23 protein-coding genes are annotated in these 22,730 nt (G+C 34.2%); 9 read left to right on the top strand and 14 right to left on the bottom strand.

Annotated elements, in window-relative coordinates; genetic code table 11:
- Positions 1-51: 51 nt before the first annotated feature.
- Together AC3WRL_RS22335 and AC3WRL_RS22330 are read right to left on the bottom strand one after the other, a co-directional pair.
- Entirely contained in the window at positions 52-378 is a 327-nt protein-coding gene (locus AC3WRL_RS22335) for a nucleotide pyrophosphohydrolase (RefSeq protein ID WP_089852986.1), read from the bottom strand.
- The gene (locus AC3WRL_RS22330) at positions 378-1,784 is read right to left on the bottom strand and encodes a hypothetical protein (protein WP_214831843.1); all 1,407 of its coding nucleotides are present in this window, start codon (positions 1,782-1,784) and stop codon (positions 378-380) included. Before AC3WRL_RS22330 ends, AC3WRL_RS22335 begins: the two co-directional genes overlap by 1 nt.
- 186 nt (positions 1,785-1,970) lie before the next feature.
- On the opposite strand from AC3WRL_RS22330, the gene AC3WRL_RS22325 reads away from it, so the two are divergent.
- The 8 genes from AC3WRL_RS22325 to guaB all read left to right on the top strand — a co-directional run bounded on the left by AC3WRL_RS22325 (position 1,971) and on the right by guaB (position 9,097).
- A complete protein-coding gene (locus AC3WRL_RS22325; protein WP_002976190.1) occupies positions 1,971-2,222 on the top strand; it encodes a type B 50S ribosomal protein L31 in 252 nt (83 codons plus the stop codon).
- 231 nt (positions 2,223-2,453) lie between these two features.
- Positions 2,454-3,620: a GlmU family protein gene (locus tag AC3WRL_RS22320; protein WP_214831841.1), complete on the top strand. Its 1,167-nt coding sequence runs from the start codon at positions 2,454-2,456 to the stop codon at positions 3,618-3,620.
- 93 nt (positions 3,621-3,713) lie between these two features.
- A complete protein-coding gene (locus tag AC3WRL_RS22315) occupies positions 3,714-4,223 on the top strand; it encodes a GFO_1088 family ECF-type sigma factor (RefSeq protein ID WP_214831839.1) in 510 nt (169 codons plus the stop codon).
- Positions 4,198-4,869: a hypothetical protein gene (locus AC3WRL_RS22310; RefSeq protein ID WP_214831837.1), complete on the top strand. Its 672-nt coding sequence runs from the start codon at positions 4,198-4,200 to the stop codon at positions 4,867-4,869. Before AC3WRL_RS22315 ends, AC3WRL_RS22310 begins: the two co-directional genes overlap by 26 nt.
- Before the next feature lie 64 nt (positions 4,870-4,933).
- Positions 4,934-6,217, top strand: coding sequence for a DUF4252 domain-containing protein (locus AC3WRL_RS22305; RefSeq protein ID WP_261510123.1), 1,284 nt, complete (start codon positions 4,934-4,936; stop codon positions 6,215-6,217).
- Positions 6,218-6,228: 11 nt separating this feature from the next.
- On the top strand, positions 6,229-6,729 hold the full coding sequence (locus AC3WRL_RS22300) for a DUF4252 domain-containing protein (protein ID WP_261510122.1): 501 nt from the start codon (positions 6,229-6,231) through the stop codon (positions 6,727-6,729).
- Between the two features lie 30 nt (positions 6,730-6,759).
- Positions 6,760-7,467 (top strand): protein kinase family protein, encoded by a 708-nt coding sequence (locus tag AC3WRL_RS22295; RefSeq protein WP_492331267.1) that lies wholly within the window; start codon positions 6,760-6,762, stop codon positions 7,465-7,467.
- A 169-nt stretch (positions 7,468-7,636) separates the two neighbouring features.
- Positions 7,637-9,097, top strand: a complete 1,461-nt coding sequence (guaB, locus tag AC3WRL_RS22290) for an IMP dehydrogenase (protein ID WP_214831828.1) — start codon at positions 7,637-7,639, stop codon at positions 9,095-9,097.
- Positions 9,098-9,330: 233 nt separating this feature from the next.
- Here guaB and AC3WRL_RS22285 read toward each other — a convergent pair whose 3' ends face one another.
- From AC3WRL_RS22285 to AC3WRL_RS22260, 6 genes are all read right to left on the bottom strand, one after another.
- Positions 9,331-9,849 carry a DsbA family protein gene (locus tag AC3WRL_RS22285; RefSeq protein ID WP_214831818.1) on the bottom strand — a complete coding sequence of 173 codons (519 nt, stop codon included), beginning with the start codon at positions 9,847-9,849 and terminating at the stop codon, positions 9,331-9,333.
- Between the two features lie 5 nt (positions 9,850-9,854).
- On the bottom strand, positions 9,855-10,319 hold the full coding sequence (locus AC3WRL_RS22280; RefSeq protein WP_214831809.1) for a redoxin domain-containing protein: 465 nt from the start codon (positions 10,317-10,319) through the stop codon (positions 9,855-9,857).
- A gap of 112 nt (positions 10,320-10,431) precedes the next feature.
- Entirely contained in the window at positions 10,432-10,629 is a 198-nt protein-coding gene (locus AC3WRL_RS22275) for a KTSC domain-containing protein (protein WP_492331266.1), read from the bottom strand.
- Between the two features lie 138 nt (positions 10,630-10,767).
- On the bottom strand, positions 10,768-11,139 hold the full coding sequence (locus AC3WRL_RS22270) for a helix-turn-helix domain-containing protein (protein ID WP_492331265.1): 372 nt from the start codon (positions 11,137-11,139) through the stop codon (positions 10,768-10,770).
- Between the two features lie 188 nt (positions 11,140-11,327).
- Positions 11,328-11,825, bottom strand: a complete 498-nt coding sequence (locus AC3WRL_RS22265) for a hypothetical protein (RefSeq protein WP_492331264.1) — start codon at positions 11,823-11,825, stop codon at positions 11,328-11,330.
- A 223-nt stretch (positions 11,826-12,048) separates the two neighbouring features.
- A complete protein-coding gene (locus AC3WRL_RS22260; RefSeq protein ID WP_492331263.1) occupies positions 12,049-12,438 on the bottom strand; it encodes a hypothetical protein in 390 nt (129 codons plus the stop codon).
- 125 nt (positions 12,439-12,563) lie between these two features.
- Here AC3WRL_RS22260 and AC3WRL_RS22255 point away from each other — a divergent pair, with 125 nt between their 5' ends.
- Positions 12,564-12,902 carry a helix-turn-helix domain-containing protein gene (locus AC3WRL_RS22255; protein WP_492331262.1) on the top strand — a complete coding sequence of 113 codons (339 nt, stop codon included), beginning with the start codon at positions 12,564-12,566 and terminating at the stop codon, positions 12,900-12,902.
- A gap of 54 nt (positions 12,903-12,956) precedes the next feature.
- Here the strand turns inward: AC3WRL_RS22255 and AC3WRL_RS22250 are convergent, their stop codons facing one another.
- The 6 genes from AC3WRL_RS22250 to AC3WRL_RS22225 form a co-directional block, all read right to left on the bottom strand.
- A complete protein-coding gene (locus AC3WRL_RS22250) occupies positions 12,957-13,340 on the bottom strand; it encodes a hypothetical protein (RefSeq protein ID WP_236855658.1) in 384 nt (127 codons plus the stop codon).
- 2 nt (positions 13,341-13,342) lie between these two features.
- Positions 13,343-13,630 carry a hypothetical protein gene (locus AC3WRL_RS22245; RefSeq protein WP_492331261.1) on the bottom strand — a complete coding sequence of 96 codons (288 nt, stop codon included), beginning with the start codon at positions 13,628-13,630 and terminating at the stop codon, positions 13,343-13,345.
- Positions 13,631-14,116: 486 nt separating this feature from the next.
- Positions 14,117-14,731: a hypothetical protein gene (locus AC3WRL_RS22240; protein ID WP_492331260.1), complete on the bottom strand. Its 615-nt coding sequence runs from the start codon at positions 14,729-14,731 to the stop codon at positions 14,117-14,119.
- Positions 14,715-18,293 (bottom strand): DUF6443 domain-containing protein, encoded by a 3,579-nt coding sequence (locus AC3WRL_RS22235; RefSeq protein WP_492331259.1) that lies wholly within the window; start codon positions 18,291-18,293, stop codon positions 14,715-14,717. The genes AC3WRL_RS22240 and AC3WRL_RS22235 overlap by 17 nt, the downstream gene beginning before the upstream one ends.
- Before the next feature lie 80 nt (positions 18,294-18,373).
- A complete protein-coding gene (locus tag AC3WRL_RS22230; protein ID WP_492331258.1) occupies positions 18,374-21,127 on the bottom strand; it encodes a hypothetical protein in 2,754 nt (917 codons plus the stop codon).
- Positions 21,128-21,134: 7 nt separating this feature from the next.
- A complete protein-coding gene (locus tag AC3WRL_RS22225; RefSeq protein ID WP_492331257.1) occupies positions 21,135-22,706 on the bottom strand; it encodes a T9SS type A sorting domain-containing protein in 1,572 nt (523 codons plus the stop codon).
- Between the last annotated feature and the right edge of the window lie 24 nt (positions 22,707-22,730).

Genomic DNA, 22,730 nt, shown 5'->3' with positions numbered 1-22,730 from the left:
GTACTTCAAACTTTCAAGAGTCTGATATCTGGGATCTAGTATCTGAAATCTTTATTTCAGTTTTTCATTATTCTGATGCCGCTCTTTATCACGGTCAGTTTTTATCTTCATTTTTTTATCAAAAGCTTCCTGTAAATTGACTCCTGTTTGGTTGGCTAAACATAATGTTACAAATAAAACATCGGCCAATTCCTCGCCCAGATCTTTGCTTTTATCGCTTTCTTTTTCACTTTGTTCACCATATCTTCTGGCGATAATTCTGGCAACTTCTCCTACTTCCTCCGTTAGCATAGCCATATTGGTCAGCTCATTAAAGTAGCGAACCCCAATTGTTTTGATCCATTCGTCGACCTGCTGCTGTAAATTGGTAATCTCCATTATTGATAAGCTCCAAGAGTTGGGTTAGCCGTTCTTGATACATTAGCAATATCTGTTGGAACCGTTGCTGCCACCGTAACATCTCCTTTATTTTTTGCAGGTGAGGTGGTTTTTACCCTTAGATTCTGATGAGCCGTAAAGTAGTTAACAAATTGAGGATCTTCGTTCTTTAAACTCTGAATCACATTTGGATTGCTGTCAAAATTAAATCCGGCCTCTGAGGTTCCGGAATATTTCAACAGACAATTTTGAAATTGAAAATTAAATTGCTGACCTGGAGTTTGTTCAAAATTAACTGAATTATCCCTGTCAGAGTATACAATACTGTTTTTTACATTCAATTGTAAGGCGCCTTGCTCTGCTTGTCCTGCATCATTTTTCCATTCGTTAGTGGCAAAAATGCCATTTCTATTGGATGAATTCATGGTTCTTGAGTAATTCGCTATTGTAGAGTGAACATAACTATGATTACCTCCTTTAAAAATACCTACTGCGGATTCACCACAATTGTTCATGACAAGGTTCTTTGCATTTACCGTAGCATTTATAGCATAGATCCCATATTCCTGGAAAGTGTGGATAAATGAATTGGTGATGGTTGCATTGGTCTGTTTCATTTCTAAGCCTCTTGTCCCTCCGAAAAGCCTTCCGTAATTCATATGAAGAGTAGATCCTACATCCATTCTTATAGAATTCCAGTTCTTAGGAATGGTGTCGTAATAAGGATCGTTACGGTCTCCACGGAGAACAACCTCATTATTCAATGTTCCATTGATATTTAAAGTAGCACCTGTAGCTACTTTCATTCCGCTGTTTTTATGGAAATAAACTTTAGTACCCTGTTCAATATCCAGTGTAATATTAGGATTTATAGTAAGGTCACCATAAATGATTTTGGCTTTAGTATTATTCCAGGTGGTATGGTTGCTGATCACATTTGGATTGGTTGGAGTCTGAATAAAGAATTCAGCATCCTGAACTACAGAAAATAAAGTTACATGTTGCTGTCCTGCCGGGCTTGTAAAGACGACACGGTCTTCAGCGATTGCTTCTGGCCCTGTTGCTTGAGGTGCAATTTCAACGAAAATATATAAACTGTCTTTTTTTCTTAAAGGAACATCCTTAAAATCAAAACCTGATTTTCCATCTACATTGATCTTATATAAAGAAGCAGATCCCTTTTCCAGATTAATTCTCGGAATAGAAATATCTTTGTCTTCATTATTATATACTTTCACAACATAAGTTTCAGAACGGACCTGGTGATATACTGTATCACAAAATACCGTGTCTCTGGAGAATCTTAATTGTTGGGAAGGAGCGTCAAAACTAATATCATCTTTATTACATGATACCATCATGAGAAGCATCCAAAAAGAAAAAGCCAGTAATAATTTGAATTTCATCGAAATTAAAGTTTAATATAGATTTCAAATTTAACGAAAATACTTTAAATTTCTTATCAATTAAAAAATATTGGATTAGCTATTTGGATATTTAAAAAAATATTGTATTTTTGCAGCCTAAAATTAGCAGAGAAATATCCATTACTATTTCGAAAGCAGAACTTTAATTTTTTAAAAAATTGTATTATGAAAAACGGAATTCACCCAGAAAATTATAGACTTGTTGTTTTCAAAGATATGAGTAACGACGAGGTGTTTCTTTGCAAATCAACTGCAGAGACAAAAGATACTATCGAGTATGAAGGACAGGAGTATCCTTTAATCAAAATGGAAATCTCTTCTACTTCTCACCCTTTCTACACTGGTAAAGTGAAGTTGGTAGATACTGCAGGTAGAGTAGATAAATTCATGAACAAATACAAAAAATTCGCTAAGTAATTTTTTGAAAATAAAAGATATTAAAGTCTTCCAAATATTTTGGAAGACTTTTTTATTGTTTTTTAAATAGAAATTCGAGATCAGAAGTAAAAAGTTAGTCTTACTATTTGTATTTTTGTTTTAGATAGAAATTAGAACTTAAAATCTGAAAATTTATTATATCAATGGTATATCATGACTTTCAGCTTCGAACTTCTAGCTTCGGATCTTTAACCTCTAACTTCTTAAAAAATGCAATTAGTATTCTCAGATGCACAATATTGGGAAGATTTTCTTCCGCTTACTTTTACACGTCCTATTGCAGAAATGCGTTGTGGGATTCTTACCTTCTCTGAAAGATGGCAGAAATTATTAGAAAATTCTGAAGTTTCTTATTTCACAGAAAATTACTTACAAAAGAAATTTAAAAATCCCGATGAAAAAGAGAGTCTGTTTCTTGTGACTAATTTTCTTCCAACTGAAAGTGTATTACAGCAAATAAAAGATCTGAAACAAGGAGAAGCTTTAGTATATGAAGATGAACTGATTGCTGCTAAGATCAATATGAAAGGTTTTTCATTAAGTCAGATTGAAAAAATGACGGATATTAAAGAAGAGCTTGTTTTCTTTAAGAAACCAAAAGATCTGTTTACTTATAATCATAAAGCTATTGATTTCGATTTTAACTTATTAACGGAAGGAAAAGTATCACAGGAACTTTCTTCAACCAATGGTTTTTTAGGTGATAAAAAGGATTTATTCATAGAAGAAGGAGCAGAAATTGAGTTTTCTACATTAAATACAAAAACCGGTAAAATTTACATCGGAAAAAATACAGAAGTAATGGAAGGCTGCCACCTTCGTGGACCTATTGCACTTTGTGATCATTCTAAATTTAATCTTGGAGCAAAGATCTACGGAGCAACCACAATTGGTCCTCATTGTAAAATTGGTGGTGAGGTTAATAATATTATTGTATTTGGATATTCCAGTAAAGGCCATGAGGGTTTTGTAGGAAATTCTGTTATTGGAGAATGGTGTAATTTCGGAGCAGATACGAATTCTTCAAATATGAAGAATAATTATGGACATGTAAAATTCTGGAGCTACAGAACCAAGGCTTTTGAAGATACAGGATTACAGTTTGCCGGATTAATTATGGGAGACCATTCTAAAACGGCTATTAATACACAACTTAATACCGGAACGGTAATCGGTGTAGCATCTAATATTTTTAAAGAAGGATTTCCTCCGAACCTTATAGAAAATTTTTCGTGGGGTGGATTTAAAGGAGATGAAAGATTTAAATTAGATAAAGCTTACGAAGTTGCAGAGAGAGCAATGGCAAGAAGAAAAGTCCCTTTAACAGAAGATGACAAGGGGATTTTAAAACATATTTTTGATACTTATCAGACCTGATTATAAAAAGGACTTCAATTATTTTGAAGTTTTTTTGTTTAATGATGTAATAAAATCAATTTTTTAATTGTCTTACTAATAGAAGCAAAACTTATGACCCAGGAAACCTTTAAAAATTCGGTGTTTATTCTCAAAAATGAGATGTATCGTTTTGCGAAAAGGTTTGTCATGAGCAGTGATGAAGCAGAAGATGTCGTGCAGGATCTAATGGTCAAGTTTTGGCAGAAAAGAGATGAGCTGGAGCAGTTTGGAAATTTAAAATCCTATGCACTGAAATCAGTAAAGAATGAATGTCTGAACAGACTGAAGCACCATGATGTAAAGATTGGTTTTGCAGATATGCAGCTTCATCGGTCAGAGCTCTATAGTATGGAAGTTAATAACCTCAAGGATCATATTATTGGATTTATTAATCAGCTTCCTGAGAAACAAAAAATGGTTATCCATTTAAAAGATGTAGAAGAGTATGAAGTGTCTGAAATTTCTGAAATGCTGGAAATGGAAGAAAATGCGGTAAGAGTAAATCTTATGCGGGCAAGACAAAAAGTAAAAGAACAAATCTCACAACTGATGAATTATGAACAACGATCAATTTCAAGATAAGTACGAAAAAATCTTCCAGGAAATAAAGGAAGAGAAAATGGATTGGGATTTTGAAGATTTTCTTCAAAAAGCAGAAGGCGTAAATAATGATGATACTAAGATCATCCCCCTTGAAAGTAAAAAACCTTCTTTTCCAAAATGGTTTTGGATGGCCGCCAGTGTAGTGGTTCTTTTAAGTGCTGGATTTATTGTTAATTACAATCTGGGAAATTCTGATGTAGATGATCAATCTAAATTGGTAGAAAATCAGGTGCTACAACAAAAAAAGGATTTTATTGAAGAAAATCACGAGCCTGAACAACAGGTAGCCGTAAATAATACAGATACCATTGAGGGTGCGAAAAAAGATTCCCTGATTCAGGAGAATACAATTGCGGAGAAAGACGTGATGGATGAAATTCTTCCAAAAAGAGGAAGATTGAAAAAAGAAGTAAGACCAAAATTTACATACAATTCTTCTTATAAAAAATATAATGCCGCTAAAAAAGATTCTACGGGATACAATAACAATTATGTGATTGTAAACGGAAAAAGAATCGACAATGTAGAAGAGGCTATTAATGTGACTAAATATTCATTTCAAATATTTGCAAATAACGTTAGTGAAAAGTTAGCACAACCTAAAGTGATGGACGATGACTATTAACTAAAAAAAAGAGATTACTCCCTGATCAGGCATTAATTATCAGATTAAAATTAAAAATTGACTCATGAAAAAAATATTGATAATATTCGCGCTTGCTTTTTCCCATTTTTTTACTGCATATGGGCAGGAAGACAAGTTCGATAGACTTTTTGAAAAATATCAACAAGTAGAAGGTGTAACTTCTATTAAGATTGCAAAACCAATGTTTGGAATGCTTAGCAGTCTGAATATCGATGACTCTCAGCTGGATCAGATCAAGCCATTACTCTCCAAGATCAATGGATTGAGAATTCTGATCACAGAAAATCCCGAAAATGCGGACAGCAGCGTAGGGAGGAAGGTGCAAAATAGTTTGTCCCAGATCAATAAAGATATCTCCTCTTACCTTAGCCACCTGAATTACAATGAGATTATGACCGTAAACAGTAGTGGAAACAAAATAAAGTTTCTTTCGTCAGAAGCTAAAGACGGTATACTGGATGATGTACTCTTAAGTATAGACAGTGGAGATGGAGGTAATGTCTTGGTAATGCTGGATGGAAAGCTCTCCATGGATGATCTTAATAAAATTATTAAGTCCAGTGAAACGAAAACAAGCTCGATCACCAATACCAGGACAAGCAGCGTTACTTCGAGTAACAGCACTTCATACCTGAATGGCGAGGCCAGAAATGTGGGTGAGTTCTCAGGAATTCAGGTAAGCACAGGTGTAAATGTGGTTTATAAACAGGAAAGCCCGATCAGTGTAAAAGTAATTGCTGATGCTGATAAACTTCAGTATGTTATTACCAAAGTGGAAAATGGTATTCTGAAGGTGTATGTTGATAATAAAGGGGTGAAAAATTTGAGATTTAAAAACTTAAATGTTAACGTTTCTTCTCCAAGAATGAATAATATAAAAACATCTTCAGGAGCAAACTTTGTAACAGTAAATACAGTGAAAGAAGATAATATGGATATCGAAGCTTCATCGGGAGCCGTTATCAATGGAAAGTTTAATATTTCTAATGTTACTAATGTCAGTTCAACTTCAGGTGCTAATATCAAAGCAACAATCAGTACTTCCTCTATCGTTGTTAAAGCATCAAGCGGATCAGATACTAAGCTTGAAGGGCAAGCTAATTCTGGAGTAATGGATATAAGCAGTGGGGCGGTATGTAAAGCTGAAAACTTAAGAATAAACGAAGTTGAGGCGGAATCTACATCAGGAGCAAGTCTTAGCATTAATGTGGATCGTAAACTTAAAGTAAGGGCTTCATCAGGTGGATTGGTGAAATATAAAGGAAACCCGGAAATTGATTCTAAAATCAGTAAAATGTCAGGTGGAACTTTAAAGCCCATCGACTAAAACCAATCGCCATGAAAAACTTAAAAACCATTTTATTTATTAGTTGTACGCTACTTCTGCTTCAGTCTTGTGTAGTTTCACATCGGCCTAATATGGATTTCTTTTCAGACTCCGGATATGATTTTAAAGGGGCAAAGTTTGAAAGTATCAATGTACCCATGTTCTTAGCCAAGCCTTTTATAAAAAAAGCGCTGAGAGAAGATGGAGATAATGAAGAAGTTGTTGATCTTATCAAGAAGATATCGAAAGTCAAAGTGTTGACTGTAGAGAATGGAGACCCAGAGATGCTGGCAGATTATGCGAAATATCTTAACAATAACAATTATGAAGATTGGGCAACGATAAAGCATGATGGAGATAATGTAAATGTCCGGGTAAAACAATCCGGTGAAAACATCAAAAATATGCTGATCACAGTAAACTCAGATAAAGAATTGGTGTTTGTAGATGTGAGAGGGAACTTTACTCCGGATGATATTTCAAAATTCATTAATTCAGCTTCAGATAAATAATTTATTTTTATAAAATAAAATTATTTATTCATGGAAAAACTAATCAGAGAAGTGCATATGCTTAAGATATATGCAGCTTCACTTACTATCGCATTCGTTTTACTTTTTTTACTGGCTTTTAAATCCAGTAATGAACATCAAAGGTTTGAGGAAATTGATGTGGAACGAATTAATATCGTTGAGAAGGATGGAACCTTAAAAATGGTGATCAGTAATAAGAAACGCCAACATCCGGGATTACTCAATAGCAAACCTCTTAAAGAAAGAGAAAGAGAAGCGGGGTTAATTTTCTTTAACTCATTGGGGGATGAATGTGGCGGACTGATTTATGATTCTGATGAAAAGGGTTCCGGAATGGTATATTCTGTGGATCAGAGAAAAACAGATCAGATCATGCAGTTGCAGTATACTGAAGGTACAGGCTCAGATAAGAAACGGGCTTATGGCTTGAAGCTATGGGACAGGCCAGATGATTTCCCATTGGAAAAAGTCTTGAAGTTCGATGATTCTTTACAAAAGTTAAATGATCCTGTTGCCGTAAAGAAAGCTTTTGCAAAATTGAGGGAAGAAGGCAAGCTTGGTAATGAACGTTTTTTTGCAGGAAAAACCTCAAACGGAGATGTTGGACTTTTTATCCGCGATGACAAAGGACGATTACGTTTAAAGATCTATGTGGATAAAAACAATCAGACCCACATTGAAAATATTGATGAAAAGGGACAACCAGCAGCTCATTAAAAGATAATTTCATATTCATATTCATATAACTCATTTTATTTTGTCGAAAACCGCTTTTAATTAAGAGCGGTTTTTCGATTTAACTTATTGATTATTAATTTTTATTTAAACTATTGAAAAGGATTTTCATATCTCACTAAAATAGCCTAATTTTGCAAAGAAAGTAAAGATGTCTATTCATAACAAAATTGTAGAGACAGCCATCACTTTCGATGACGTTCTTCTAGTCCCTTCTTATTCAGAAGTTTTACCTAACCAGGTATCATTAAAATCAAGACTTACCGATAAAATCACACTGAATGTTCCGATAGTATCTGCTGCAATGGACACAGTTACTGAAGGCGATCTTGCGATTGCATTAGCAAGAGTAGGTGGTTTAGGTTTCATTCATAAAAACATGACGATCGTAGAACAGGCTGCACAGGTAAACCGTGTAAAGCGTTCTGAAAATGGTATGATCTCTGATCCTGTTACTCTTTCAAAAGATCACACTTTAGCTCAGGCTAAAGAAATGATGGCTAAATATAAAATTTCAGGTTTACCGGTTGTAGATCCGAATAATGTATTGATAGGAATCATTACCAACAGAGATGTAAAATATCAGGAGAATCTTGATGCAAGAGTGGAAGAGATCATGACTAAAGAAAATCTGATCACTTCTGATAAAAATACCAATCTTGAAAAGGCAAAAGAAATTCTTCTTAAAAGCCGTGTTGAAAAGCTTCCTATCGTAGATCAGGACAATAAACTGGTTGGATTAATTACGATTAAAGATATCGATAATCAATTAGAGTATCCAAATTCAAATAAAGATCAGAAAGGCCGTCTTATTGTAGGTGCAGGAGTTGGAGTGGGTGAAGATACTATGGACAGAATTGCAGCATTGGTACAAGCTGGTGTTGATATTGTTGCTATTGATTCTGCTCACGGACATTCTAAAGGAGTTTTAGATAAAATTTCAGAAATCAGAAAAGCATATCCGGATCTGGATATCGTTGGTGGAAATATTGTAACAGCTGACGCTGCGAAAGATTTGATCAAAGCAGGAGCAAATGTTCTTAAAGTAGGTGTTGGACCTGGTTCTATCTGTACGACAAGAGTAGTGGCAGGAGTTGGAGTTCCTCAGTTATCAGCGATCTATAACGTTTACGAATACGCTAAATCTAAAAATGTGGCCGTAATTGCAGATGGTGGAATCAAACTTTCCGGAGATATTGTAAAAGCAATTGCAAGTGGAGCAGGAGCAGTAATGCTTGGTTCTCTTTTAGCAGGAACTGACGAGGCACCAGGTGAAGAAATTATCTTCCAGGGAAGAAAATTCAAATCTTACCAGGGAATGGGAAGCCTTTCAGCAATGAAGAGAGGAGGTAAAGAAAGATATTTCCAAAGTGAAGCTAAAAAATTCGTTCCGGAAGGAATTGAAGGTAGAGTTCCACACAAAGGAAAATTGGAAGATGTGATTTTCCAGTTGACAGGTGGATTGAGAGCTGGAATGGGTTACTGTGGAGCGAAAGATATTGAAGCTTTACAGAAAGACACCAAAATGGTAATGATCACAGGAAGCGGATTAAAAGAGTCCCACCCACATGATGTGATCATCACACAGGAAGCTCCGAATTATTCTTTGTAATAATAAATTAAATATAAAAATAAGGCTACCTCATTGTTGAGGTAGCCTTATTTATTATAAGTAAGAATGACCATCGTCAGATCGAGTGTTTTTCGAAATACAGGATGTAATCCTGCGAACGTAGTTCAGAAGAAAAATGTATCGAGATCTGATCATACAAAGATTTCTCAATACGGTTTTTATCCAAAACATACCCGAAATGACATCACTAATTTTTTAGAATATAGCTTCAACTAAGAAAGTAGGTCAATGAAAGAATCATACGTTCCATCATAGTCTTCCCATTTTTCTCCATTAACAAAAAACGATGGAGTGCCATTTACCCCACTGCGCACACCACCTTCAAAATCGGCTTCAATTTTACCCTGAAGTTCTGCGGTATTGATCTCATTTTCGATTTTATTGACATCCAGTTTCAAAACTTTTACACACTCCTTGAGCAAAGCTTCATTCAATAAATTCTGATTATCGTAGATGAGGTCGTGCATTTCCCAGAATTTCCCCTGCTTTCCTGCGGCCTCGGCTACTGTTGCCGCTGCCATAGCATATTCATGAGCATCGGTTAAAGGAAAATTTCTAAATACAAATGCGACATCATCTATATTTTCTTCCACAAATTTTCTTACCAAAGGAAAAGCGTGTCCGCAATAAGGACATTGATAATCGCCATATTCGACTAAAACTATTTTTGCAGTATCCGGATTTCCCTGAACATGATCATGAGGACCAATAGGAATTCTTAAAGTAGACATAAATATTATTTTTGTTTTAAATTTTCTAATGCATCAATGATTCCGTCAGCACCGGGATTAATTCCATCTGGTGACAGATAGCTCCACTGGATTGTTCCTTCCGAATCAATAACAAACAACGCTCTTTTTGAAGTCCCGTTTTCTTCATTATACACACCATAAGCTTTTGAAATTTCACCTTTTGGATTGAAATCTGCGAGTAAAGGGAAATGCAGTTTTCTGTTTTCCATAAAAGCATCATGACACCAGGCACTGTCAACAGAAATACCTAGAATATCGGCATTGTATTTATGAAAAATAGAAAGCATTTCATTATATAAACTCACCTGATCTCCACAAACCGGGCTCCAGTCTGCAGGATAAAAAACGAGTATTAGGTTCTTTCCTAAGAAATCAGAACGTTTTAATTTCTGATCTGGAGTAGCGTGAAGTTCAAAATCCGGGGCTGAGGTTCCTTGTTCTAATATCATATTTTTGGATTTGGTTAAATAAAGAATTCGAATTAAAAACTAAAATTAGGAATAAGAAATCAATTGATAGTCCTTGCTGACTTAAATTAATGTTAAAATAATCCCATTGATATTATTTTATTTTGACGAATTTGAATTTCTTCTTGATCACTTTATTAAGAAACGTCCCTTTAGATTGAAAGGCTCTGAATTGATCAACGATGCGTTGGGAAACCTTCAGATAATCATAAACTGCTCCCGACTGATATACAATTCGTAATATTTCAGTCTCCGGAAAATATTCATAACTATGTACAACTGAGGAAGGCATATTTTAACTGCTGCAAAAAATATTCCTATTGAGGTAAGTTGGAGAGATATAGGGCTGCATGTCCTTTTTAGATAAAAGTATCGAACAAAGAAAAAGCCAATTTCTTAAAAATTGGCTTTTATTATTTTGAGTAGTTATTTAATTTCTGGACTTGAATTTCTCCAATTCCTGTTTCAAAGACTCAACCTGTTCTTTCAACAGATCAATATATTCTTTATGATTTTCCAGCATATAATCTGGAATATTATAATATTGGTTGTAATTACCAGATTGACTCTGGGTACTACTATCATTAAACGTCATATGTTGTATAACAGCTGCATTTCTTTCCTCTTTAATATCGTCCACCGGAACCTCTAAAGCTTTAGCCAGTTTCTCCCATTCATCATCATATATTCTGACATCTCCATTCTCCTTTCTGCAATAATTGGAAACATCCGTTGAAAGGATATTCGACATATATTCCTGAGTATATCCTCTTTGCTTTCTTAGACTTTTTAGCTTTTCCATAATGGTTGTGTATGTGCTTTCCACAAATATAAAGAAAATTGTTGTTTTTAGTTTTATTGGGGAGGATATCTTGTGAGGGGATTGTAGAAATATTCGAAAGATGTTTTAAAATAGAGCTCCGAGAAAGAATGGTTTCTCGGAGCTGGTTGTAATGTGTCGTTATCTTTTATTTGTTGTAGAAGAGGGCTTTAGGTTGATATATAACTAACTGTATTTAAATAATTATATAAACATCCTTCCAAATTAAATTTTTGTAATATGTATATGGATATTAAAATATAAAAGCCTAAACCAAATATCATGCATAGTGGTAATATTAAGAAATAACACCAAGTTGGTAGAAAGTTTTTTTTGCTTCTATTTTCTCTTATTATACTACTTAAAGTTTCTTTATTATAATATTTTTTAAATATAACAAAAAGTATAACTGCACTATATATAGTATATAAAATCTTAATAATATTTTTATCGATTCCTGTAATTAAATCAATGCATAAACCATAAATAGGGGCTAATAAAAAAATATATATAAATGTAATATAAAGACAACTTACAAATGTAGCAGGATAATCTTTATTTAAATATGCGATATAAATTCTATAAAAAATATTTTCTTCTATCTTTTTCATTTCTTTGACCAATCTATTAATGCCCTCGCTGGCGTGAGCGTCACGCTCGTTGCCCATTCACATATTACAAATTTAAAGTAATTAATAGCTGTTTTTATTATCCTTATCCAAAATACAAAGCTTATAAATATTGGAAGCAAAAAATCCAGGAAAATATTTCCTGGATTTTTGTATTTTATCTTATTCGGACACGAGCGTGACGCTCGCGCCAGCAGGGGGGGCTCGGAGCTGGTTATTATGTCCTAATATTTTTTATTTGTTTGCAGGGATCACATTAAATTTATTCGAGATTATTCCAAGCTGAAATTTTATTTTTTTTAATTAGTAATGTTCCATAAAGAATGATAATCCCTAAAAGTCCGATAGTCGATGTAAAGATATTATTGGTTACATAAAAATTTAATATTGCTCCCAATATACCGATTATCATAAACCCCCAAAAAGCCCATTTTTTCCACTTTAATATCATTACTATAAATAATATATTTAATATTGAGATTGCAGTATATGAGACTAGAACTAATTTAGATGGATAATGCAAACTTTTTGTAACGATTTCAGAAGGAAAAATATTAAATAGAATTGTTACAGAATTAACTATAATTATAAATATTAACCAAGAACTTACAAATCTATGTCTTTCTTTAAATTGATTATTTTGTGTTTCCATATTATTTCTTGCTTTTAATAATTTGGTATAATTTAACGTATCAGTTATCAGATTTTTTTATATCCTTTAATTTCATATTTTTGATATAATATTTAATTATTACTAACTTTTATATCTTTTTAGAGATGAATATAGGAAGTATCATTACTACTTTAAGAGATAAAAATAGTCTCTCTCAAAGTGATTTAGCAGATAAAAGCGGGGTTTCCCGTGTGATGATTGGTAAGTATGAAAGAGGGGAAGCAATTCCTTCTATTGATGCTGCTAAAAAAATTGCCGATGCTCTTGGAGTATCTTTAGATTATTTGGTGGGCGAGACTTCGCAAGTTTCTTTCGATAAAAGAACCGTAGACAGAATCAAAGACTTGGAACAGCTGGAAGAAGGTAAAAAACAAACGCTTTACGATTTGATAGATACCTACATCCGAGATTGTAAAACAAGAAAAACTTTTGCTAATCTATAAATAAAATCCACCGCAATTGCGGTGGATTTTATTTATCAAGCTTACATTACCTTATCAGGCTTTTATTTTTATAATTTTTTTCCAAGGGACAATAGATAAAATAAAAATTACGCCTATTATTAGTAACCTTCTTTTATCTCTTGTTAATCCATCTGGCTTATAAAAATAATCAAATTGTTTATTGTAATTAAGCTTTATTTCTGTCCCTACAGGATATTTTTCACATTCGGCTATCGCCAATCTTATATAATATACTTTATTATTGTATTTAATATGGACTGATGACCCACCTCTTGATTTTTTACAACCTTGTTCAATAACCGTGTACGCTTTTAATGTTTTAATACTTTCCAAGTTAGAGTTTTGATAATAAAAAAATAAAGTATATAAAAACCCTAATACGGCACAAATTGTTAAAATATATTGATTTTTATACATAGTTATTCTCTTATTATTCCGCCTGTTACTTCTCCAACTGTAATGGTTGGTTTTTTAGTTTCTTCTGGAGTCTTTTTGAATAAGTCAATATTCTGTAAAGCTTCAGCTCCTCCTGCTTTATATGCATCATTTACGACTTTAACACCAGCATAAGCTTTTGTGTAACTTTCGTAAGCTTTTTTGTTTTCAGCATATTTCCTGTTATTTCTCGCTCTTGTACTTCGGCTTCTATTAGCATCATTCTGCATTCTATTTTTAAAAGGGGTCATCTTCTCTGCACTAATATTCATCTTCTTAGCAAGTTTACTCTCTAGTTTATCTACGTATTTTAATGGTATAAATTTACCAATACCTGCCTCAAGCAATCCACCAGTAATTGATTTCCATAGATCAAATTCTCCTTTTTCCGCATAATCTATTACTGCATTTTCTACAGTACCTACTAAAACATCTACGCCAAAATCTATGATTTTTACTAAGGCTTGTTTTCCTATACCACTTGTAGCGGCTTTGGTTAATGCACTTATTCCTCCTGTTGCAAAACCAGAAGCCTCTCGCTGGCGCGAGCGTCACGCTCGTTGCCCATTCTTGCATTGCAAATTTAAAATCTATTTCCTAAAGTAACTAATAGCTATTGTATTTATCATACTTTTCCAAAATACAAAGTTTATAAATAGTGGAAACAAAAATCCAGAAAAAGATTTTCTGGATTTTTGTATTTTATCTTATTCGGACACGAGCGTGACGCTCGCGCCAGCAGGGGGATAACAATAATGCTATAGTATTTCTTTTAATAAAAACCCTAGAATAAATAATATAATTCCCACAATACAAATTGTCTTAGATAATTCTAAAATGATATTTTTAGTCTCATTATTAGAAGTGTTTTTATTTTCTATAGTTATCTTTTCAAAAAATAAAAGTTTAAAATATTGTGATTTAGTAGGAGAAAATTTAATATTCCTAAGTTTTATTGCATCATTAACATCATCAAAATTTTTATAATGAAGTCCCATTATTTTAAATGAAGTCCTATTTTGTTTATCAATTAAATACACAACTTTATAAGCCCCCGCACTTCCTTTTTCACTTAGAATTATTTTTCCTAAATAGTTATTCAAATTCAAAATTTGTCCAAAAGGTTTTAATATTGAATAATATTTCAATTGTTCTCCTTCAATTATTATATACTTAACATGCTTAAGAAAATTAATTACAAAAAGAAAAATTGCACTAAATAAAAACAATAATAAGGTGCTTTTAATATTGAAATTATAAAGTCTTAATACTTTAAACCCAAATATTATTGATGCTGGTAATGGTAAAATAGTCATAAAAACTACCCAGTAAATTGTATTTCCTGAAAACCTACTTTTAATATAATCCATCATACATTTCAAATTTTCCGTATTCGTTAGCCACAGATTCGTCGATCATGTCTCCAATACCCTTAGCTTCTCCGTTTATTAAATAATTGGCTCCCATTGTTCCCATATCAGCAACAAACCACACTCCAGCCACAATAGAACCTACTCCAGTTGCAGAAGCAGCTAACATAGCCGCATTAATAGCATGGGATGGCTTAACTTCTCCAGACATAGCAATATCTGCAACCAGCAATGCTCCGCCGATTTTTGTTAATTTAGTTCCGAGACCTCTTGCCCCTTCAACAGATTTTACTTGTTGACTTCTCCAAAATTTAGCTCCAGAATTTTTCCATTTACTTTGCCAAGAAAAGGAAACACCTCTTGTTTTGGTCTGATGCCACAATTCATTATATTTAAAAAATCCACTTCTTGGTATGTTACCAACTGATGCTGCTCCTACACCTGCACTAACCCACCATGAAGTATTAGAGAAAGTATTTGAAGCATCTTTTCCTGTTCCTCTAAGCTTCAACATGTTTAAAGTTCCAATCAACCCATTATTCTCTTGGTCAAGATCGGTCCACCATCTTAATATTCCACCAATATTAGTTAAGCCTGCTTCTACTCCAGCGTTTGCAGCATCCATAATATCTCTAAACGCCTGCGTGTCTCCAAATGTTGGACTATTAGCAGTCATATATCCTCCTCCTGCGCCGCCACTTTTACCAATTGGTATCATCTTATCTGCTCTTGTGCCTGTAAGTCCCAACCACCAGTAAGAGTTTGGATTCGTCGCTTCGATCCCGCTAGCTTCATATGGCATTGCAAATTTTCTTCCATCTGGATCAATAAAGCTGATAGGATTGTTTACAACATAATTATAAGGTGAAAATCTTCTACTTGTTTCTGCTAATGGATCTATTACTCCCCATCTTCCAATGTCAGCCATGTACATTCTGGCGCCATAATCATTCCATCCGGTTTCCTTTTGAAGTTCTTTACCATTATATCTATAGTTATAGGCAGGATTTCCAACTAGTGCATTATATCCTTCATGTTTTAATCCAAAAGGATAATAATTGTTTTCTTCAATGATCTCTGTTCCGCCAGTTGAGTTTTTAGAGTAGCTTATTCTCACATTTCCTAGATGGTCTCTATAGCTGTAAATATACTTGTTATTTTCAAAATTGTAATAGCCTTCAGAAGTTGGAACAAACTTTAAAGTTAGAGGCATAGTAGTAGGGCTAAGAATATTGACTTGATCTTCGTATTGAAATCCATTTAAATATTCAGTCAGGGCATAAGTTTCCATGTTCGACTTTCCAGAACCAAAAATATAAGTCTTTCTAAGTTTTGTCCCATCTGCCCGATATAAATATTTAGTACTAACATTAAAGTCACTTTCCATACTTGATGGTCTCGGAGTATAAGTCTTATCAAACTTTATGTAATTTGGAAGACTAAGAAAGTTATATTTGATTTGTAGAATTCCTTTATCTACTTGGTCTGTCATATTTCCATTGTCATCATAAGCTATTGTATTTCCTGATACATCAGGATAACCATTGTAATTTCCAGAAGCGTCCTTAACAGAACTAAGTCTGTTCCCGGTATAAGAATAGGTAAGATTATCTATCAGTGCAGCTGTTCCTGCAAAGCTTTTTCCATTTCTCTGCAAACTGGTAATATTACTGTTCATATCATATCCTATAGTTTCATTAAAGAAACCATTTTGAGGAACTGATGAGCTCGGCTCTGAATAAGTTCCTTTTTTCAGCCTGTTTAGCCCATCATAGGTGTAAGTATATCTTCTTAGAATATTATCGTTTGAAGTTTTCCAGTCAACTTCACTAATAGTCCCGTTATACTTTGGCGAAGTCCCGATCGGGTTGGTATACTTCACTTCATATCCAAATAATTTTCCACTGAGAGTGGCTGGGTCATTGACCTTGATAACCGAGCCTCTGATGTCATACGTATAATCAATGCTTTGCAGATTATTTCCCACTTTTTTATTGGAAAGCTGAGAGAGTTCATTATAGGTATTCTCTGCAAGAAGTTCCTGAGCTCCTCCATCCACCTGATGCCATTGCTTTTTTAGTCTATTTTGAGCGTCATACTCAAATGTATGAGTGATGATTCTTTCTGTATCTGTAGAAAGCCTTTTATGATACACTTTGGATTGCTTTGGTACTCCTGCAAAATCAAGTTCTGTCTCTGTTTTTGTATATCCACCCAGATGATTGATTTCATAACCTCCAATTGATCTTCCTTTAGCATCGTAATACACGTAACTTTTCGTCCAGTTATCATCCTCAATATTTTTCACTAAAGACATCACTGGTAGGTTTTTGGTGTTTACTGTAACATTCTGTGTATGAGGAATGACTGGTTTAGTCAAAATAGTGGTAGGGAATGGAGGATTAAAAGAATAGGTCGGATAAGTATCGTAATAATTAACGGATAAAATAGTTTCTACTTCCTTGCACCAATCATTCGTATAATAGATCTGCATTCCATTTCTGGTAAAACCCTGAGTGTTTCTATATTCGGTAATTACATAATTGTTAAGTAGACTTTGCAGACTTGGTCTGTCCACACCCGGTATAATTCCAGTATAAATTATCCTTCCAAATGTATCATATTTTGTGAGGAACCATTTACCTGTTTTACGCAATTCTGCATCTTGTGTCATGATCAGTTGATCAGCTTTATCGTACACCATATACTCCCATCCTTTTCCTGGAAGTTTTTTTTCTACCATTCTTCCAAGACTATCATATCTATACTGATAGCATAAATTGTCTAATGTAGTCTGATCTGGTATAGAGGCAGTAACGGCCAATGGAGGGATTACATAGGTTAATTGACCATACTCATTGTACACATAATAGGTGTCTGTGTTTTTAGTTCCATCATTTTTTCTTACCAAAATTACCTGTCCCAAACCATTGGTAAACTCAATGGTGGTATTTCCATCTGCATCTGTTGCTGTATTTTTTGATAAGGTATTGGCTGCATACACTCCACTATAAAAAATTTCAGTGGAAGTTGTTTCACCCGCCCATGCGGTAACAGATGTTATTTTTTTTACTTCTCCAGCGGCATTAGCAGCATAGGTAAACTGGGAGGGATGCGTGGCCCAGTTATTTCCTATCGAAGTAACTTGTTTCACTCTCCCGGTTGGAGATTTTTCCAGTGTCTTTTCTCCATAAATCCTTTCATTTCCATAAACAGCTGTAACATTATCTAAAGGGGTATTATAAATAGCTCCGCCCTGAGTTCCTGGTTGGGGAACAGGAAGGTATTCCTTGGTTTGTCTTCCATTTTCATTATCGTTATAAAAGATGGGTTTTACTATATCTCTTCCTTGTGGTGTAGCTTTTACAATGATTGATTGCTTAGCTCTTCCCAATCCATCAAAATACTGAATGGCCTGAATTTGTCTGGCATTGGGACTTGAGGAAGTAACCTCTTCAAGGTAAGTTCTGCTTTGTATATAGTTTTCGTTAGTACTTGGGCCTGTTTGCGCATAAGATGATCCTGCTACAAACAATATGCTGAATATATTTAAAATTCTTTTCATAAGTTTTGATTTTTGTATTATAGTATGGTGCATTTATGCTTATTCTACATGAATACATTGTACTTTAATACATTGTACATTTAATGTTTGTAGTTATACTCATACTCTTTTAATAGTTTACCATTCTTATCTTCCACCCTTTGTAACCGGTTGGATTTATCATACCTGTACACTTCTCTTATCCCATTGGAGAGTGTAATGGAAGTAGTTCCTATTAAGGGATCATACGTGTAGGTAGTAATAGAATAATCTTTTATTGCGGTATCTTTTCTAAGGTTTTCCAAAGCCACGAGTAAAGCCGGTTCCTTAGTTGGATCAACCGCATCTGCATCAGAGGCAGTAATAGCTGCTGTAACCGTAGCAAGAGATGCAATCTGACTATAAGAAGCTCCTGTTATTTTTGCAATTGGCAGGGTTCCTTTATATCCGTAAATAATAGCAGTGGAAATACCTGATTTTGAAACAAGCTCTCTTGGGTTCCCTTTAGTATCATAGTTGTTAATGGCAGTTTCTGTTACCGGAGTTTGATTTTTAAGGTCAAAAGAAAGTACAGAGCTAGGATATAGGTTGGAAGCATTGTCAAATTTAGTTTCTGATTTTTCTACCAGTTTTCCATTAATTTTAGTTTCTGTCTGTAAAGCAGTGGTAAGCATACGTGCGTTAATGAGTTTAGTATTGGAAAGATCCGAAGCATACTTTACTGCTTTTTCAGTGATAATCCCTTCAGGGGACGTTTCTTTTACAGTTGATATTGAAAAGTTGTAGGGGCTGAATGTCGTTTCAGAAATACTCTCAAGGCTTGATGAATTATCGAAAAATGTCTTGGAAGTTACCTTTGTAGATTTGATCCATGCTGCTTTTGAGTTATACCCAGAGCAGATACTATATTGCGGAGCGCCAGAGATTTCATCCATTACATAATCTGTATTTTGTGAAATTGTTATTGCATTTTGCTGGTTATATACTTCTTGCTTATACAAAAGCCCTGTAGAAGTAATATTATAATAAGGTTTGAACATTGATACAGTCGAGGTGTAATCTTCAGGCATTTTAAAGTAATATTTCGCATATCCCAGGTTGTTCGTGGCATCTCCATAAATTTCTTTTACATTTTTGTAAAGGATAATTGTATTATCAAAAAGTTCATCATTAATCCCACAATTTTCAGCAGTATATGTGCCGCCACTTGAGTCATTGGGATTTACAAATGAATTGTATTCATAGCTTGTCTTCTTTTTTAAAACATTGTCAACGTCAAAATGCTCGATACTGGCTATTCTGACACCTGCTGCCGGCGCAGCATTTTTATAAGGCTGTGGTGCAGTAATGATGGTGCGGTATATTATATTTCCATTCCCAAAGCCAGGATTGTTTCCCTGACCTTTGATTTCAAATGTATAGTCACCTGGAGTCAGGATATACTTACTACAGTTAGAAGTTACCGGGGTAACCTCTACACCAGCTTTTTTAAGCTTATAATTAATAACATGAGGCATATGAATAGGGTATTTATCATCATACAGTTCATCATATAAAAACATGAGATAATAAGCTCTTGTCGCATCTACATGAAGATTATATATGCTGCTTTGATTCGTGTCAAAAAATATTCTCTCTTCTTCACTTAATTTTTGGAAAGCAGGATTAGTTAAACTATTATTGTTCAACTGGATTGAGCTGTTGTTCTGATAAATATCCTTAAATTGAAAATTATAGTTGGTATACCCTCCCTCCGGAAGGCTTATACTCTGTAACGTTCGGATTTTATAGATAGTTGGGTTACTATATTCATTAGAGCATACATAATCACCACCACCAATATCCTTATATCCCGAAGATGAAAGATCTGCATAATTGAAGTCCCTTCTTTCAATTCTCTCCTCGATACTGTTAAACCTCTCAAGGCCAGTTAAGTCTCTTCTATCTGTTCCACTTTGATACAAAAACTTATATTTGGAAATAAGCCTGTTCGACTTATCAAAAAGTGATATGCTATTTATCTTATAAGGATCATCAATCCCCTCTTCTTTAATAGTTTCATACTCATTTTCAAAACTAAGCTTTCCAAAGTCTGATGAAATTTCTTTTAATTTACAGCTTTGATACAATAAAATTGATGTTCCTTTTTTATTAATATTATCCTTTTGGTAGGTAAAAGTGGCGACTTCAACATTGCTTTCATCCAGAATTTTACTTAAATAAAACGCAGATTTAAAATAAAAAAGAGGGTCATTTAGAGACTTACTGTAATCATCAAAAATATACTTAAATCCTTTTTCATCTGTAATTTTAAAAGAATTTATAATTAAAGTAGCCGTATTAGCATCTCTTGTATACTCAATTTTTATGTTGTTCCCTGAAATATGATTTACGGTAAAGGTATTATTCGTAATATCTCTGATGAAAGTAAATTTACCAGAATTTCCAGGAATATTATAATAATAGACATCATTGAATTCATTTTTTATGTAACCAGGCTTTGATGCATTATCATAAAACTCATCAACATAATCATTGATAACTCGGGAGATACTCCCACCCTTAGCTAAGGACCATCCAAGACCCACTTCACTACCAGGTTTATTATTAACAACATTGGCAACATGATAACTAAGTCCTACTGGAATTTCCAAGCTTTTATTGCTGGTAGGAAGGCTTAATAAAGGAAGTGATATATCCGGTACTCCTGTAGATAATGAAACGGGCGTATTGACATAGGACGAAAAAGAAGAAACGGAAGGAACCGGTTCGGGAGTATTCCCAAAATTTCTTTGACCTTTTCCAGAGCCAAAGATCAATATAGAGAATGATAATAATTTATATATGGTCTTCATTGTAATATTATTTCTTAATCAGTTTAGCATTAGCAGTTTTATTTTCATTGGTTTTCACAACAACCAGATAAGCTCCTTGAATCAGAGCCTGCGTATTAATCTTTGTTACTTTATTCTTTGTTTTCAAAGTCTGCAACTGTCTTCCACCCATATCATACAAAGTTATATCAGCTTCCTTGAAGCCCTGCCCTGAGCCCGTCGAAGTGTCGAAACCTATTTCTACATAGGCATAATCTGAAACAGGATTCGGATAGATCTTGATATCTTGTTTTACAATGAGCTGATCAATCTGCTTATCACCCAGTTTTATAATCTTCCAGTTTTCTTTTCCTAATTCCTCAGCACTGGTTCCTGCTAAAATGATTGAGCCATCTCTGTTGAGTTTAATATCGGATAACCTTTCTTCTCTTTTTCTGGATTCTCCTTTTACATGTTTTCTCCATTGTTCATCACCCTTATCATTCAGATATAACATCCAAAATGTTTCATCATCGGTTTCTATTCTTCCTTCGGCCTGCGTATAGCCACCTAATAAAATTCCTTTTGTTTTATCATCTGCGGAACGAATAACACTCATTCCCATTAAGATATCCCTGTTTTTGAAATTGTAAGATTTCTGCCACTCTTCATCACCCCTTTCATTTAAAGAGATTAACCAAACATCAGTTCCTTCTTCAATTCCAACCGATTTATTTCCAGATCTTTCAGATCTTGATTCTCCTCCAATGATATAGCCTGAAGATGTTAGTGCTAATGTTCTTAAATGATCATCACCTTTCCCTCCATAATTCTTTTCCCATTCTACTTTTCCGTCTTTTGAAAGTTTTACAATCCAGTAATCACCTTCGCCAAAGTTTTCAGTTTGTTTCGATCCCCCAACATTACTTCTGGAATAAATACCTAATAATGCTCCACCATCTTTCGTAGGGATCATCTTTTCCACTTCATCAAGCCCTTTTTCACCTAAAACTAATTGTGAAATCTCTTTTCCGTTTTTATCAAGCTTGATGATCAAAACATCTTTGGAACCATAACCTTTAGATGTGTTTTGGACATTTCCAGCTACAAAAAACCCAAGATCAGTTGTTTGAATAACAGCCCTGGCTTCTTCATCAGAAGAAGTTCCTAAAGTTTTTTGCCATAATTCATCACCAAATTCATTCAATCTGATGAGCCAGATATCCGATCCACCTTTAGAATCTTCCTTTTTATCTAGTCCTTTCGAAGAATATGTGGTACCTGATACCAAAAAACCTCCTTCCTGTGTTGACGCTGTAGCGGATAAATAATCATGATTGTTCCCTACGAAATATTTTTCCCAAACCTGATCTCCTTGTTGGTTCAGTTTCACCAAGTGAAAATCGTACCCATTATTCTGCTTCGATGTAGCCTGAGGTTCTCGAAGGCTACCTCCCTGAATCACACTCCCAGTAATCAAATACTGTTGATCTATTGTTGTCGTAACCTGACTAAGAAAATCCTGTGTGTTGGATTTGAGATCTTTCTGCCAAACCACTTCCTGTGAATAGAACATGGCGGTAGTGCATAAGGTTAATGCACTCATGTAGAGTTTATGCATGTTTATTATTATATTTTTATTTTA

This window comes from Chryseobacterium sp. FW101-FHT12H09 (assembly GCF_058790395.1).
This window is presented reverse-complemented; position numbering and strand designations above follow the sequence as displayed.

Coding starts and splice junctions, on each gene's coding strand:
- AC3WRL_RS22335 (WP_089852986.1), bottom strand. CDS start 378: ATGGAGATTACCAATTTACAGCAGCAGGTCGACGAATGGATCAAAACA.
- AC3WRL_RS22330 (WP_214831843.1), bottom strand. CDS start 1,784: ATGAAATTCAAATTATTACTGGCTTTTTCTTTTTGGATGCTTCTCATG.
- AC3WRL_RS22325 (WP_002976190.1), top strand. CDS start 1,971: ATGAAAAACGGAATTCACCCAGAAAATTATAGACTTGTTGTTTTCAAA.
- AC3WRL_RS22320 (WP_214831841.1), top strand. CDS start 2,454: ATGCAATTAGTATTCTCAGATGCACAATATTGGGAAGATTTTCTTCCG.
- AC3WRL_RS22315 (WP_214831839.1), top strand. CDS start 3,714: ATGACCCAGGAAACCTTTAAAAATTCGGTGTTTATTCTCAAAAATGAG.
- AC3WRL_RS22310 (WP_214831837.1), top strand. CDS start 4,198: ATGAACAACGATCAATTTCAAGATAAGTACGAAAAAATCTTCCAGGAA.
- AC3WRL_RS22305 (WP_261510123.1), top strand. CDS start 4,934: ATGAAAAAAATATTGATAATATTCGCGCTTGCTTTTTCCCATTTTTTT.
- AC3WRL_RS22300 (WP_261510122.1), top strand. CDS start 6,229: ATGAAAAACTTAAAAACCATTTTATTTATTAGTTGTACGCTACTTCTG.
- AC3WRL_RS22295 (WP_492331267.1), top strand. CDS start 6,760: ATGGAAAAACTAATCAGAGAAGTGCATATGCTTAAGATATATGCAGCT.
- guaB (WP_214831828.1), top strand. CDS start 7,637: ATGTCTATTCATAACAAAATTGTAGAGACAGCCATCACTTTCGATGAC.
- AC3WRL_RS22285 (WP_214831818.1), bottom strand. CDS start 9,849: ATGTCTACTTTAAGAATTCCTATTGGTCCTCATGATCATGTTCAGGGA.
- AC3WRL_RS22280 (WP_214831809.1), bottom strand. CDS start 10,319: ATGATATTAGAACAAGGAACCTCAGCCCCGGATTTTGAACTTCACGCT.
- AC3WRL_RS22275 (WP_492331266.1), bottom strand. CDS start 10,629: ATGCCTTCCTCAGTTGTACATAGTTATGAATATTTTCCGGAGACTGAA.
- AC3WRL_RS22270 (WP_492331265.1), bottom strand. CDS start 11,139: ATGGAAAAGCTAAAAAGTCTAAGAAAGCAAAGAGGATATACTCAGGAA.
- AC3WRL_RS22265 (WP_492331264.1), bottom strand. CDS start 11,825: ATGGGCAACGAGCGTGACGCTCACGCCAGCGAGGGCATTAATAGATTG.
- AC3WRL_RS22260 (WP_492331263.1), bottom strand. CDS start 12,438: ATGGAAACACAAAATAATCAATTTAAAGAAAGACATAGATTTGTAAGT.
- AC3WRL_RS22255 (WP_492331262.1), top strand. CDS start 12,564: ATGAATATAGGAAGTATCATTACTACTTTAAGAGATAAAAATAGTCTC.
- AC3WRL_RS22250 (WP_236855658.1), bottom strand. CDS start 13,340: ATGTATAAAAATCAATATATTTTAACAATTTGTGCCGTATTAGGGTTT.
- AC3WRL_RS22245 (WP_492331261.1), bottom strand. CDS start 13,630: ATGAATATTAGTGCAGAGAAGATGACCCCTTTTAAAAATAGAATGCAG.
- AC3WRL_RS22240 (WP_492331260.1), bottom strand. CDS start 14,731: ATGATGGATTATATTAAAAGTAGGTTTTCAGGAAATACAATTTACTGG.
- AC3WRL_RS22235 (WP_492331259.1), bottom strand. CDS start 18,293: ATGAAAAGAATTTTAAATATATTCAGCATATTGTTTGTAGCAGGATCA.
- AC3WRL_RS22230 (WP_492331258.1), bottom strand. CDS start 21,127: ATGAAGACCATATATAAATTATTATCATTCTCTATATTGATCTTTGGC.
- AC3WRL_RS22225 (WP_492331257.1), bottom strand. CDS start 22,706: ATGCATAAACTCTACATGAGTGCATTAACCTTATGCACTACCGCCATG.